This window comes from Bacillus sp. AFS037270, assembly GCF_002585305.1.
On record NZ_NUNF01000020.1, the window covers coordinates 204078 to 218527 of the forward strand.

General features: G+C 35.6%; 17 protein-coding genes. 11 read left to right on the top strand and 6 right to left on the bottom strand.

Annotated features, from left to right (window positions below):
* Positions 1-100: 100 nt before the first annotated feature.
* The 10 genes from COD92_RS11260 to ssuE all read left to right on the top strand — a co-directional run bounded on the left by COD92_RS11260 (position 101) and on the right by ssuE (position 7347).
* Positions 101-379 (top strand): glutaredoxin family protein, encoded by a 279-nt coding sequence (locus COD92_RS11260; RefSeq protein ID WP_098530706.1) that lies wholly within the window; start codon positions 101-103, stop codon positions 377-379.
* A gap of 122 nt (positions 380-501) precedes the next feature.
* Positions 502-1338, top strand: coding sequence for a transporter substrate-binding domain-containing protein (locus COD92_RS11265; protein WP_098530629.1), 837 nt, complete (start codon positions 502-504; stop codon positions 1336-1338).
* A 35-nt stretch (positions 1339-1373) separates the two neighbouring features.
* Positions 1374-2081, top strand: a complete 708-nt coding sequence (locus tag COD92_RS11270) for an amino acid ABC transporter permease (protein ID WP_098530630.1) — start codon at positions 1374-1376, stop codon at positions 2079-2081.
* A gap of 15 nt (positions 2082-2096) precedes the next feature.
* Positions 2097-2807, top strand: coding sequence for an amino acid ABC transporter permease (locus COD92_RS11275; protein ID WP_098530631.1), 711 nt, complete (start codon positions 2097-2099; stop codon positions 2805-2807).
* On the top strand, positions 2804-3574 hold the full coding sequence (locus tag COD92_RS11280; RefSeq protein ID WP_098530632.1) for an amino acid ABC transporter ATP-binding protein: 771 nt from the start codon (positions 2804-2806) through the stop codon (positions 3572-3574). The genes COD92_RS11275 and COD92_RS11280 overlap by 4 nt, the downstream gene beginning before the upstream one ends.
* A gap of 42 nt (positions 3575-3616) precedes the next feature.
* Positions 3617-4654, top strand: coding sequence for an ABC transporter substrate-binding protein (locus COD92_RS11285; RefSeq protein ID WP_098530633.1), 1038 nt, complete (start codon positions 3617-3619; stop codon positions 4652-4654).
* A gap of 169 nt (positions 4655-4823) precedes the next feature.
* A complete protein-coding gene (locus COD92_RS11290; RefSeq protein WP_098530634.1) occupies positions 4824-5336 on the top strand; it encodes a GNAT family N-acetyltransferase in 513 nt (170 codons plus the stop codon).
* A gap of 14 nt (positions 5337-5350) precedes the next feature.
* Positions 5351-6496 (top strand): amidohydrolase, encoded by a 1146-nt coding sequence (locus COD92_RS11295; protein ID WP_098530635.1) that lies wholly within the window; start codon positions 5351-5353, stop codon positions 6494-6496.
* A gap of 75 nt (positions 6497-6571) precedes the next feature.
* Positions 6572-6781: a Fur-regulated basic protein FbpA gene (locus tag COD92_RS11300; protein ID WP_098530636.1), complete on the top strand. Its 210-nt coding sequence runs from the start codon at positions 6572-6574 to the stop codon at positions 6779-6781.
* A gap of 32 nt (positions 6782-6813) precedes the next feature.
* Complete coding sequence (ssuE, locus tag COD92_RS11305; RefSeq protein ID WP_098530637.1) at positions 6814-7347, top strand: NADPH-dependent FMN reductase; 534 nt, start codon at positions 6814-6816, stop codon at positions 7345-7347.
* Positions 7348-7435: 88 nt separating this feature from the next.
* On the opposite strand, the gene COD92_RS11310 is transcribed toward ssuE, so the two are convergent.
* From COD92_RS11310 to COD92_RS11330, 6 genes are all read right to left on the bottom strand, one after another.
* Positions 7436-7930 (bottom strand): cysteine dioxygenase, encoded by a 495-nt coding sequence (locus COD92_RS11310; protein WP_098530638.1) that lies wholly within the window; start codon positions 7928-7930, stop codon positions 7436-7438.
* Between the two features lie 200 nt (positions 7931-8130).
* Complete coding sequence (locus COD92_RS11315) at positions 8131-8559, bottom strand: EamA family transporter (protein ID WP_098530707.1); 429 nt, start codon at positions 8557-8559, stop codon at positions 8131-8133.
* A gap of 168 nt (positions 8560-8727) precedes the next feature.
* On the bottom strand, positions 8728-9870 hold the full coding sequence (locus tag COD92_RS11320; protein WP_480254344.1) for an ROK family protein: 1143 nt from the start codon (positions 9868-9870) through the stop codon (positions 8728-8730).
* Between the two features lie 179 nt (positions 9871-10049).
* The gene (gene bcaP, locus COD92_RS11325) at positions 10050-11435 is read right to left on the bottom strand and encodes a branched-chain amino acid transporter BcaP (RefSeq protein ID WP_098530640.1); all 1386 of its coding nucleotides are present in this window, start codon (positions 11433-11435) and stop codon (positions 10050-10052) included.
* A gap of 673 nt (positions 11436-12108) precedes the next feature.
* A complete protein-coding gene (locus tag COD92_RS31920) occupies positions 12109-12261 on the bottom strand; it encodes a hypothetical protein (RefSeq protein WP_176541212.1) in 153 nt (50 codons plus the stop codon).
* 695 nt (positions 12262-12956) lie between these two features.
* The gene (locus tag COD92_RS11330; protein WP_176541213.1) at positions 12957-13718 is read right to left on the bottom strand and encodes a spermidine synthase; all 762 of its coding nucleotides are present in this window, start codon (positions 13716-13718) and stop codon (positions 12957-12959) included.
* A gap of 300 nt (positions 13719-14018) precedes the next feature.
* Here COD92_RS11330 and COD92_RS11335 point away from each other — a divergent pair.
* Positions 14019-14450: hypothetical protein (locus tag COD92_RS11335; RefSeq protein WP_141561096.1), on the top strand; the 432-nt coding region annotated here is incomplete at its 3' end.

Consider the following 14450-nt stretch of genomic DNA (forward strand, 5'->3'; position numbering starts at 1 on the left):
TATGCCGGCTAGTCAACTAGAGGCTCTCTATATTAAGATGATAAATCTTAAATGGGGAGCCTATTTTGTTAAAAATAAAAAATTAATGGAGGAATTTAAGATGAGTAAAGAATTATCAGTTGTGGTTTGGGCTAAAGAAGGATGTCATTATTGCGGGGAAGTAAAACAATATTTAGAAGATAAAGGAATTAAATATAAAACTGTTGATGTTACTCATCATGATGAGCGCAGAGATATTTTGGAGATCAAGTATGGTGTTCGTCATGTACCTGTCGTTGAAATTGGTCAAGGGGATTTATATGAGGGTGTGACAAAAGTAGGGATCGAACATATTGAAGCAGTACTGGAGAAAATTAATAAGAGTAGTATTTTAAAATAATTCCGACTAAATTCATATGTTACTAGTTTAAAGAAGGTATTTAGTATGCACTACATAATACAGCAGCGCTAGTAACTTTGTATAAAGAGTTGGGGAAAAATGTGAATAAAGGGTGGATCATTATGAAATTTAAAAAATCATTTCTATTAACATTGACGCTATTGACTGCAATAGTGGCGGGGGCATGCTCATCACAAGAAACTAGCAAAACTTCCAAAGCAAGCTCGAATACAGCTAAAGGAGAAGCAAAAGTACAAAAAATAATAGTGGGGACAGGGACACAATTTCCGAATGTTTGCTTTATCGATAAAAATGGAAAGTTAACCGGTTATGATGTGGAATTAGTTAGAAAAATAGATGAAAAACTGCCAGAGTACAAATTTGAGTTTAAAACAATGGAGTTTTCCAACCTGTTAATTAGCTTAGAAACAAATAAGATTGATTTTATTGCCCACCAGATGGAAGTCAATGAAGAACGACAAAAGAAGTTTCTTTTTAATAGTGAACCGTATAATATTTTTCCTCTTCATGTAACAGTGAAACAAGATAACGATAAAATTAATTCCATTAAAGATTTAAAAGGGAAAAAGGTTATCGTAAGTGCGACCAGTAACTCAGCTGTATTTATCGAAAAGTATAACAAGGAACATAATGCAGGTATACAAATTGTTTATGCAGGTAATGGACCAGATTCTACCATTAATCAAATTAAAACAGGCAGAGCAGATGCCACCATTACGACACCATTTTCAGTGGATTTCCTTAATAAGCAAGTGGATGCTCAAGAAAAAGTAGTCGGTGAACCACTCTTAAATTCAAAAGTTTATTTCCTTCTAAGAAAAGATGAAACACCACTACAAAAGAGAATTGACGAAGCGCTTGTAGAGTTGAAAAAAGAAGGAGTCGTTGGCGAATTAAGTAAAAAATGGTTAGGAGCTGACTATACCGTCAACTTTTAAATCGTAGCTCGTTAGTGTTTGGAGGTTGTTTAAAAATGGGCAAAGCGTTTGATCCTTTATTAATTATTGAGTTTTTACCAACACTACTGCATTATCTAGGGGTAACTCTTGAGATTTTAGCAGCATCTATTTTTCTAGGACTAATCCTCGGTGTAGCAGCCGCTATACCGAGGTTGTTTAAAATTCCTTTCTTAAATCAACTGGTCATTCTATATGTTTCGTTTATTCGCGGTACACCGATTTTAATCCAGTTATTCCTAGTATTTTATGGCCTGCCCGCAATTCTAATGATTTTCAATATTGATATTTCTAAGCTAGAGGCTATTTATTTTGTGATTATTACTTATGCAATTAGTAATGGAGCAAGCTTTTCAGAAATTTTTCGCGGAGCCATACGTGCTGTTGATAAAGGGCAGACGGAAGCAGCATATTCAGTTGGAATGACAAGCACGCAAAACTTCTTTCGGATTGTTTTACCACAGGCCTTACGGATTGCTTTTCCAAATATGGCAAACTCCTTTATTGGATCTTTAAAGGATACGTCCCTTGCTTTCAGCATTGGCGTGATGGATATGGTAGGCAGAGGAGATACGCTTATTTCAGCAACCGCTCATGCATTGGAAGTGTATACATCCCTTTCTATCATCTATTATGCTGTTGTTCTATTGTTTGAAAAGATTTTTAATAAATTAGAAAAACATTTCAATCGTTATCAGAGTGCTGATATATCAGTTGCTGCTTAAAAAGGAGGGGTATACATGACAATCGATCTTCCTTTTATATGGATCGCTTTTAAAGAAATTATTAAAGCTCTTCCCATTACTCTCATTTTAACCATTGTTCCCTTATTGGTGGGATTCTTAATTGGATTAATTGTTGCACTTGTAAGGATCTATAAAACAAGATTTGTATACCAGGCAGCTAATGGGTATGTTTCCTTTTTTAGAGGAACTCCCATTATCATGCATATTATGGTCATTTATTATGGAATCCCCTTATTAGTAGACCAAGTATCGTCAAAGTTTAATTTGAATATCCAATCTAGCAAAATTCCCATTATTATGTTTGTTTTAACCGCTTTGTCACTAGCAGCAGGTGCCTATTTATCAGAAATTATCCGCTCAGGGATTATCAGTGTGTCAACGGGTCAATTGGAAGCTGCTTATTCAGTGGGGATGACGAAGCTTCAAGCGATGTTCCGAATTGTTCTTCCACAGGCATTAGCACAGTCTGTTCCAAATTTTACAAATATTTTCGTTGGTTTTTTACACACATCATCTATAGCATTTCTTGTATCTGAAAAAGAATTGACGGGTGCTGCTAATATTGTCGCTTCAACTAACTTGAAATTTTTAGAGGCTTTTATTGCTGCTGGAATAATTTATTGGGGACTTACGATTATTGTTGAGGGAATTTCTTTTTTATTAGAAAAACGAGTAACGTCGTATAGTCGAGGAGGCGTGTCATGATTATTTTAAAAGACATAAAAAAATCATTTAACAAATCGCAGGTGTTACGAGGTATTAATTTAAAAATAAACCGTGGTGAAGTGGTTACCATACTTGGACCAAGTGGTTCAGGGAAAACCACTTTACTACGATGCTTAAATTTTTTAGAAAGACCTGAGGCTGGTATTGTACAAATCGGCAATATCCAGGTTAATGCAAAGAACGCTACGAAAAAGGATATTTTGTCGGTAAGAAAACAATCGGCAATGGTTTTTCAGCACTATAATTTATTTGCTCATAAGACAGTGGTGGAAAACGTAATGGAGGGTTTGGTGGTTGCAAAAAAAGTAAAGAAAAAGAATGCCAGAATGATTAGTGAGAGAGTGCTTGAAAAAGTGGGTCTTAGTGATAAATTACATTTTTATCCTTCTCAATTATCGGGCGGGCAGCAGCAGAGAGTAGGAATTGCAAGGGCATTAGCAATAAACCCTGAGGTTATTCTTTTTGATGAGCCAACGTCGGCATTAGATCCTGAATTAGTTGGAGAAGTTCTATCCGTTATAAAAGAAATTGCACAAGAAGGAATTACGATGGTGGTTGTTACCCATGAAATGAGTTTTGCTAAAGAAGTGTCTGATCGTGTTCTGTTTATGGATGGGGGAGTCATCGTGGAGGAAGGAACTCCATTGGAGATATTCCATGCACCTAAGGAGGAAAGAACTCGTCGATTTTTACAACGAATTTCGGGTGAATCGTTTTTTGCACCGTTAAAAGAGCAGGTAAATTAAAAGAGAATAAATATTAATCTGAATAAACGTGAGGTAATGGGAATGAAAAAGATGCGTGTGTTTTTCGTACTCTTAGGACTTGTAATATCTATCGTGTTAACTGGATGTTCATTTAATAAAGAAAGTGAACAAACAGGTGCTAAGGAAGTAACGAAAAAAGAATCTGTAGATTTAAGTAAAGTTACTTTACGCGTTGGCCAAACGGGTTGGGGAACAATCCAGGAAGCCCTTAAGGCAGCCGGTCTTGAGGACACTCCTTATAAAGTAGAGTACAGTGTGTTTCAAGGCGGTAATTTAATTTTAGAGGCAATGACGGCTGGTCATGTTGATTTTGGGATCACTAGTGAAATTCCTCCTCTTTTTTCATCTTTGGCACAAAATGGGGAGCATTCGAAAGTTATTGCAATTCAACAATCTAATACGCTACAACAGGAACTAGTAGTTGCAAAAGGATCTCATATTAAAAATGTCGCAGATTTAAAAGGAAAAAAAGTGGCATATGTACAAAATACAACAGCTAATTATTTTTTAATCAAAATGTTGGAGGATGCGGGTTTAACTTGGAATGATATCAAGGCTGTTCAATTGACTACTTCTGATGGATTAGCTGCGCTTCTTGGCGGGAATGTAGATGCTTTAGCAAGTTATGGGAATGCCATTATCTCTGCTCATCAAAAGGGAGCATCTACGCTGGCTACTGCAAAAGATATTTTATCAGGAGATTTCCAAGTCAATGCCTTAACAGAGGCTATAAGTGATCCAGGAAAACACGCCGCCATAGTCGATATGTTAGAACGAGTAAATCAAGCATATAAATGGCAAAGAGAGAATCCGGAAAAATGGGCCAAAATAGTAGGAGCAGAAACAAAACAACCGTATGATCAAGCTTTCCAAACATTTAAAGATGGAGAAGCACAACGACCAACACGGATAATCCCTCTTTCTGATTCGAAAACAGACTCTCAGCAGGATATAGCCAATGTCTTTCATAATGCGGGAATTATTAATAACAAAATTAATGTCACCACTTTCTGGAACCATGAATTTGATCAGGAATTATCAAAAATCGTTAATCAATAGTGATGATGTTGTCAAAAAAGAAATTTCTATTTAAAAAAGCAGTTCTTCTTTTTTGAAATCCTTCAAAGTACTAGTGCTAGTTTAATTCCGACTATTCGTGTAGATTAAATCAGTATTTTAAATGACATTGGAGATGATCGAATAACTAAATGGCGAAAGGATGACTAATATGGCGATCAACCAAATTACCATAGATGAATTAAAGGAAGAAGAGAAAGAGGCAGTACGACAATTATTAGTGGAGAGCTATCAACAGTATGAGCATGCTTATAAAAGTGCTCAAGTTTGGGAGGAGTACTTAACCAACATTATAGCATCCGTCGATAATCCAAACGTGGAAAAAATTTTGATTGCCAAAAGTGATGACAAAATTCTTGGGACCTTACAGTTATTCCTGTCTTCCGAAAAGGCCTATCAAAGACCAGAATTACGGATATTTTCACCAATTATTCGTCTATTGGCGGTTCATCCGAAAGCCCGTGGACGCGGCATTGCACAAGAATTATTAAAAGAAGGACTTCAATTTGCAAAGTCTCAAGGATCAAAAGAGTTGTATTTGCATTCAGGTGATAAAATGCAAAAAGCGATTCGGCTGTATGAATGGTTTGGTTTTAAACGAGATCAAACAAAAGAATTTTATAACAATGATAATTTAGTAAAATGCTATCGATATGATTTATAAGAGAGGACATTACTATGAATCAGCAGGAATTAGAATCATATTTAATTTCGGTCCGTCGTCATTTACATCAATACCCAGAATTATCAAACCAAGAGTTTGAAACCACAAAATCTATTGAAAAATGGCTAAAGGAATTAGCTATCCCGATTCGGAACACAAACTTGAAGACAGGTGTTTTTGCGGATATAAAAGGTGGTAAACCGGGACCCATTGTGGCGATACGTGCAGACATTGATGCACTGCCAATTGAGGAGAAAACGGGACTATCTTATGCTTCCAAAATAAAAGGAGTTATGCATGCCTGCGGCCATGATTTCCATACCGCTGCCCTCATTGGTGCGGCCTATTTATTAAAAGAAAATCAGTATAAGGTAAATGGCACTGTCCGCCTGATTTTTCAACCGGCAGAAGAGTTAGGAGGAGGGGCAAAACATGTGATAGAAGATGGTCAGTTGAATGGAGTGGAAGCAATTATTGGGCTTCATAATAAACCTGAGTTACCAGTTGGTACAATAGGAATAAAAGAAGGACCATTAATGGCAGCAGTGGATCGCTTTCAAATTGTATTATATGGGAAGGGGAGTCATGCGGCACTCCCGCAAAATGGAAATGATCCGATTGTAGCAGCCGGGCAGTTGATCACAGCCCTTCAGACCATTGTTAGCAGGAACGTGTCACCGCTTCAAAATGCAGTAGTGAGTGTGACAAAAATAATAGGCGGCAGCACGTGGAATGTTATTCCGGGTGAAGTCAGCTTGGAAGGGACCGTTCGTACCTTTAACCCAATTATTCGGGAAGAGATAAAAACAAAGTTTTACACGATCGTAAACGCAATAGCTGCCGCTTTCTCACAAGAAGTAGAAATCAATTGGTTTCCAGGTCCACCGGCACTAGTAAATCATAAATCGGTAACCGAGATTGTGGAAACCGCTGCCAAACAACAATCTTTGGAAGTAATCCAACCAGAACCTTCGACGGCAGGTGAAGATTTCTCTTATTATCTTCTGCATACCCCAGGAACCTTTGCCTTTTTTGGTACTAATGGGAACGAAGATTGGCACCATCCTGAATTTACAGTTGATGAATCAGCCCTTTTAAAAGCAGCTTATTTTCTATATGAAAGTGCAAGAGAATTATTGAATCAACATTCTATTAGTTAACAAATTTAAAGTTTATGATCCAATCGAAAAACGTTTCATTTATAAAAATAAAATCTATAAATAGGAGTGATTCGGGTGGGGAATATTCTTCGTGATGCTGTGGAAAATAAGCGCAAAAAAATAATCGAAAAATTAATTGCTTTTAATGTATATAAAAAAGAAGATAAACATCTTTTTGAGTTATCACTAACGGAACTAGAAAATGAGTACAAAGCATTCAAATCCATGCAACATCCACATTGCAATTTTGGTTCTCTTAAATTAACTAGTAAGAAATCGAAATAGAAAATCATAATAGTAGAAAGGGAGAATGAATGATGAGCAAAGTAACGATAATTTCTGGAAGTCCTTCAGAGGAAACTAGGCTAAATGGAGTTTTACACGATATTTTTAACCATTTCAATGGGATTGGGATTGCACCTGAAATTATAGATGTCCGTCTGCTTCCATCAGAGGATTTAATTCAAGCCAGGTTTGATAGTGCAGAAATAATAGAGGCAAATAAGAAAGTAGAGGACTCAAGTATCATTGTCATTTTGACTCCAGTATTTAAAGCATCGTATTCCGGAGTTTTAAAAACTTACTTAGATCTTCTTCCTCAAAATGGTCTAGAGGGTAAAACCATCTTACCGATTGCTGTCGGTGGAACCTTTGGGCACTTATTAATGATTGATTATGCTCTTAAACCTGTACTTACTGCCTTAGGAGCCACCCATATTTTAAAAGGAGCATATATTTTGGACAGTCAAATAAAAAAATTAGGAAATAATCGTTATGAATTGGATGCTGAGGCCAAAAAACGGTTAGTTTCTTCATTAAATAGTATTAAACCTTCCTTATTAACTGTATGAAGTGTTTCTATTTATATTTAGAAGGTTATGAAATTACTAAAAGAGGCAAGTGAGAATTGCCTCTTTTAAAATTTGAAAAAGAATTATTTCATACAAAATCAGTTATAATTTCGTTTCTTTGTTGGTCTTTGTAATTAGACATATTAAAAAGCGGAGGGGAGTAGACATGAAGGGAGATCATCCGCTCCTTATGAGGATTACCCATTTTATGAATTAGCCCCTGAGGTGAGATAAGAAAATCCCCTTTTTGAACCATATAGGCCTTAGCTCGTTCAATTTGGTTTTCGTTGAACCGATAAATCGAATTGAGTAGTTTGCCTTCCACAACGAGTGCACACCCTAAAGATTGACCGTGATCATGAATTGCTGTCTCAACATGTGGGGGAAGGTTAATAACAAGTACCTCTACATGTTCATTTAAGTAAATGACATTTCTACCATACGGAAACTGGTCTGGGTCAGTAATAAAAGGTTGAATTAAATCAGAAAGATCAGGAAATCGTTTTAGTGCAATTCCCAGTTCCTTAAGTGTTGGATTCTTTAATTTCCCTAATTGTTGGTGAATACAATCAAGCAGCTTCATTTTGAAATCCTCCTAAAACCTCTAAATGTTGATTAACTTAGTCAAGATTAAGTGATCTTTCTGACATGATATTTAACTACAAATCGCTAAGAGACGGCTAATGCCTATGTCTAGAAGAAAAATAAAACCACACAGTGAATTTTATCACTAGTGTGGTTTATATAATTTAGCTATAGTCTTTCTCAACATTAGAGTTAAGGTTAATGTAATGCAGTTAAAATGACCCCAATTGCAATTAATGCAACACCGATTCCGTTAACAAGGCTAAGCTTTTCACCGAAAAAGATAATCGCTAGAACCGTCGCAATAACTACGCTGAGTTTATCAATGGGCCCAACCTGCGACACTTTGCCTGTTTTTAGGGCTAAAAAGTAAAACAACCAAGAAGTGGCACCTGCTAGACCACTTAGAACGATAAATAGCAACGCTTTCCTTTGTGCGAAAATCTCAGGAATTTTCCCTAAATTCCCCTGAAAACTAACCACCCCAATTAAAAAAAGTGCCATAATTACAGATCGAATGGCAGTAGCAGTATTGGCATCAATATTTTGTAATCCGATTTTACCAAAAATAGAAACAAGCGCTGCTGAAACAGCAGATAAAATCGCAAATACCAACCAAGACATAATTGACGACCTTCTTCCCATTTTTATTTCATTATAAATTTATCCAAGGAATCATAGTTAGTTTAGACCAATTTCGATGTGGTATTTAAAAAATTAAGATAAAGTAATAAAGCCAAAAATGATACCAAAAAACGCAAAGTAGTTATTTTCACTTTGCGTTTTAAAAGCTACTTATGCGGTAAACATTTCTAAAAATTGCTCGATGGCAATCGAACATGCCCCTAATGCAGGAGCATTTTTTCCTAATGATGAAGTTAATAGTTCATAACTATTTTCAAGTTGTTGATAGGTTCTTGATGTCACCGAATTTTTGATTGAGTTTAAGACCATTGGCAGGGCTTCAACGATATTGTTTCGGATAATAACGGCTTGGGGATTAAAGGTATTAAGGATACTTGTCAACCCAATACCAAGGTAAAACCCAAACTTTTGAAGTGCCATTAAAATGTCCGGGTTATTTTGATTTGCAAGCTGGATAATATCTTGATTAGATAGTTTCTCTTGCTGCTGCTTCGACAATGATTTTATTAATGCCTTTTCGGAAGCATATAATTCCCAGCAGCCCCGATTTCCACAACTGCATTTGTGTCCATTTAAGTCAATGGTTAAATGACCCATTTCCCCAGCAAATCCACGGACTCCTCTATAAAGATCATTATTAATAATAATACCGACACCTATACCTGTATGAACGCTTACGTAAACAAGGTTTTCGTAATTTTTCGCAGCTCCAAACTCTTTTTCTCCATAAGCCCCGGCATTAGCTTCATTTTCTAAAAAGACAGGTACCTTAAATTCCTGTTCGATTAGGGGTTTTAAGTCTAGTTCGTAATTCCAGTCCAAATTAGGCGTGAAAATGACTTTTTGCTCTGAATTTACTAGTCCTGGAACACATAACCCGATCCCAATTAGCCCGTAAGGAGATTCAGGCATTTGAGCTTTTAAGTTGTTAATTTTTAAGATTAGAACATCCTTTATCTCTTCAGAGGACTGACTTTCTACTTGTTGATAATCCTCGTGAACAATATTCCCTTTTAAATCCGTTAAAATGCAATTCATATAATCGACACCAATATCGATTCCAATGGAATAACCTGCATTTTTATTGAAAACCAGCATCACAGGTTTCCTTCCGCCGCTTGATTGTCCTTGCCCAATTTCGAAAATAAGATTTTTTTCAATTAAGGTATTTATTTGGGATGAAACAGTGGATTTATTTAAACCTGTCTTTTCAGATAACTTTGCCCTTGAGATAGGGGAATTAGCAACAATTTCATTTAATAATAGCTTTTGATTAATCTTTTTGACTAACATTTGATCAGCAGTAATCACTTCTCTACACCTCTTTTAGTATGGCGTCCAAATTAAGTTAAGTTCACTTTTTACTAACATTATACCATTATAATACAATTGAAAATGCGGGGAATTCAAAATAAAAAGGCCTTCTGTAAAAAAAATCACAGAAGGTCTTTTAGACACAAATAATATAGCTGCTAATTCAACACTGAATGTTTTCTACCATAACTGAAATAAATCACTAAACCAATTATCAGCCAAATGAAAAAACTGATCCAGGTTAATGCAGGCAGCTGAAGCACTAGGTAGCCACAAGATAAAAAGGCAATGAGTGGTATCCACGGTACAAACGGAACGCGAAAACCACGTTTCGGTGCTCCTTGTGTTTTACGTAGATATAAAATTCCAATGGAAACGGACATAAACGCGAACAAAGTACCTATATTCGTTAGTTCAGCAAGCTTACCAAGTGGAATTAAACCTGAAAAAATAGACACAAGCAAGCAGGTAATCCATGAGTTCACTACTGGTGTTTGTTTTTTCTTATCCACTTTTGAAAATACTTTAGGAAGCAAACCATCACGGCTGATCGCATAAAATAAACGAGTTTGTCCATATACCATTACGGTTAAAACGGTTGTAATTCCAGCAATGGCTCCAAGGGAAATGAATCCTGCCGCCCAGTCTTGGTGAATATAACTTAATGCAAAAGAAACCGGATTTTTTACATCTAGCAATTGATATGGAACAATCCCGGTTAATACGGCGGAAACGGCAACGTATAAAATGGTACAAACAACGAGGGAGGCTATAATTCCAATAGGCATATTCCGCTGCGGGTTTTTAACTTCCTCAGCCGCAGTTGAAACGGCATCAAAGCCGATATATGCATAGAATGCTGTCGCGGCACCAGAAGCTACACCGGAAAATCCAAACGGCATGAAAGGTGTCCAGTTATCCGGCTTTACATACCATGCTCCAACAGCTAGAAAAATGATAACTACCGTTAATTTAATAATAACCATTGTCGCATTAAAACGTGCTGAATGTTTAACCCCTCTAGTTAATAGGAATGTGATAACAAAGGTAATAAATATGGCAGGCACATCAACATATGTCCCATTTGCTGGATTGAATGCACTTGAGATCGCTTTTGGAACGTGAATACCGAAACCTGCTAATAGACCCTGGAAATAACCAGACCAACCGCTGGCCACTGAGGCGGAGGCAAACCCGTATTCCAGAATCAAATCCCAACCTAAAATCCAGGCAATGAATTCTCCAAATGTTGCGTAACTGTAGGTATAGGCACTCCCAGAAACAGGAACGGTTGAGGCAAATTCTGCATAACATAGTGCGGCAAATATACAAACCAGTCCTGATAATATAAAAGAAAGAATTAAAGCAGGACCTGCATGTTCGGCAGCTGCCACTCCTGTGAGAACAAAAATCCCTGTTCCAACAATTGCTCCAATGCCAAGCATGGATAAATCAAAAGCGCCAAGCTCTTTTTTTAAGGTCACATCTTTTTTTTCTGCTTGGTTTATTAAATCCTGTATAGACTTTTTCCTAAAAATCTCCATAAAAACTTCCCTTCTTTTAAACTCCCTGTTAAAATATTGCGAAAATATGAACAATAAAAGTAGTGCAAAAATTGTCGAAAGAAAATCAACGAGACTTATAATATAATTTATTTTTAAAAAAATCAATATTCTCGCAAAAGAAATTATAAAAATAATTTGATTATAAACAAAAAAGTAACTTTCATTTTAAAAGTTCACATTACTGACATATTTATTCAAAATTTTTAATTCATATTTCGACAATAATGGAGAAGGTTTTCCTGAGAAAGTCTCCAATTTTAATTCCACATCTTTAAATTAGCGTGAATTTTGTAAATTTGGGGTAAATATAGTCGTTTTTTTGGAATTTCTTTTCATTAATATGTTTGCTACAATAGAAAAAAAGATTCCTTAAATGCTAGTGAATGGTATAAAATGACACTAAAATACATGATCTCTGAGAGGAGAGGTATATTATGGTATTTAAAGCAAGATTATGGAGAATCTTAACCAAGAACCAGAAATTAAGACTACTAAAACAAAAAGCTCACTTATAATTATTTAATAAGGTCCCTTGGCTTTGAATGGGGCTTTTTTTATGTATAGCTATTCAACATGGGATTTAAATACAAAATTACAAAGACCCTCTTAGAAATACTAAGAAGGTCCGTTTTAGAATACTGAAATTCTTTTTTTATGCTATGCAAAGAGTAGTTGCTAAGCAATCTCCGAGACATGCGGTAACGTCTGGGCGAGCGCCAAGCAAAATAGCTACCACTAATGCTAAGAACAAAAGTAATGCAACAACAATTTCCACAAGGCTTACAGTACAAGTAGGTGCTCCCATATATCTCCCCCCAATCTATTTTGGAATTAAAGGGGCTTTTTTTATTTCCCTTATATTAGACAAGCTATGTTGAAAATATCATTTTGTTCAATTTAAATACCTAATATTATAAAATTATGCTACTATCCCAAACGTTTAACTCATCTTTATTGGAGCCGCTTCTCCGGGGGAGTAATCATCTAAAATGCGCTTACTAGCAATAAAAAATATATTTTGATTTGACATAATCTTTGGATTTGTAGCAAACACCTTTACGCATGGATAATTATAATTATTTAATAAGATACCTTGGCTTGAAAGGGGCTTTTTTTATGATAGCTATTCAACATGGGATTTAAATACAAAATTACAAAGACCCTCTTAGAGATACTAAGAAGGTCCGTTTTAGAATACTGAAATTCTTTTTTTATCCTATGCAAAGAGTAGTTGCGAAGCAATCTTGGAGACATGCGATAACGTCTGGGCGAGCGCCAAGCAAAATAGCTACCACTAATGCTAAGAACAAAAGTAATGCAACAACAATTTCCACAAGGCTTACAGTACAAGTAGGTGTTGACATATATTCTCCCCCCCATCTATTTTGGAATTAAAGGGGCTTTTTTTATATCCCTTATATTAGACAAGCTATGTTGAAAATGTCATTTTGTTCTAGTTTTAATAACTAATATTAAAAATTACGCTACTATCCCAAACGTTTAACTTATCTCTATGGGAGCCGCTTCTCCGGGGGAGTAATCATCTAAAATGCGCTTACTAGCAATAAAAAATATATTTTGATTTGATATAATCTTTGGATTTGTAGCAAACACCTTTACGCAGGGATAAATTTCTGAGATAGATGCGTATAGCTTATGCAGTTGAGTATCATCCTTTATTCTGCCAATATAATTTAAGATCAAAATTCCTGTGTCGGACAGCTTTTCGTTTGTCAGTGTGAAAAACTCTTTTGTTGTTAAATGATTCGGGATTTCACTGCTGCTGTATGCATCCAAAAAAATCATATCCTGAGATCTTTCCTTCAGAGTTTTCAAGATTGCTTGTCCATCGCCGACCTCCACATTTCTTCCAGTACACCCGAAATACTTCCTAGATACCTCAACGACCAACGGGTCAATTTCCGCCGTTAACACATTTTTATTGGAATAATAAGTGCTTACAGTACCAATTCCATGGCCTATAATGAATCCATTATTAAAATCAGATGCATAATGGTTAATAAGATCTACAGTGATTCGACTATAAGAAGCGACCAAGCATTTCGGCTGCTCCAAATTTATTACTCCTTGGATAGCATCAGATGAAAATTGAAGTAATCGGAATCTTCCTTTCCTTCCTTCGTATCTATTTCGTTCCATAACGTATATATTTTGATAGGAGCTTGATGTCTTAAATACTAACCTTGAGCGGCTCCCAGTAAAATGTCTTTCAAAACCCTCATTTTTATTAAACGTATCCATTGATAAACCTCCATAGCATTTTATTACAGCGTATTCATTTAAAGAGCTATGCGAGTGAATAAATAGCATAGGAAAGGCAAGAAAAGAAAGCGGGATAGATTGATTATCCGTGCTTTCTTTTTCTTCCTTTTTAAAATTAGTTTTAATAATTGGAACAGATCTTTTACTGAGAATACTTATTCTTTGATTTTTTTATTCGAATTTTTAAAAAATTATCCTTCCTGTGACATTAACAAACTACAAACATAAGATATTAAGAAATTATGATCTGATATTTGTAAACTAAAAGGTGGTTTAATTATGAGTGAAAAAATTAATGAAAATGAAAATAACGAACAAAATACGGGTCTTACTATAGATAAGGAGCGCCTAAGGAATTTGACCAATCTGACCAATAATTTAACAAAAAATGACAATGCGCTTGATTTAGGCCCTTTAGTAAGAATGGCATCAACTCTCCTTACAAACCAATCTGTACTGAATACCGTTTCGGAACTTACTAAAACAAACCAAAACGATATACAAGATCCCCCAAATTCTTCTGAGTTGAAAGAACAAACTGAACATGATTCATTTTCGGAAAAACTGGAGGAAATTGTTAATAATTTCTCGGTAAGAACCTTAGAAATTTCAAATGAAATTTCCGCTCTAAAAGAGATAATAACTAATGAACTAACAGATTTAAAAAATGAATTATATCAAGTAAAAAAACAAAATAAGTATCTTAAAGAA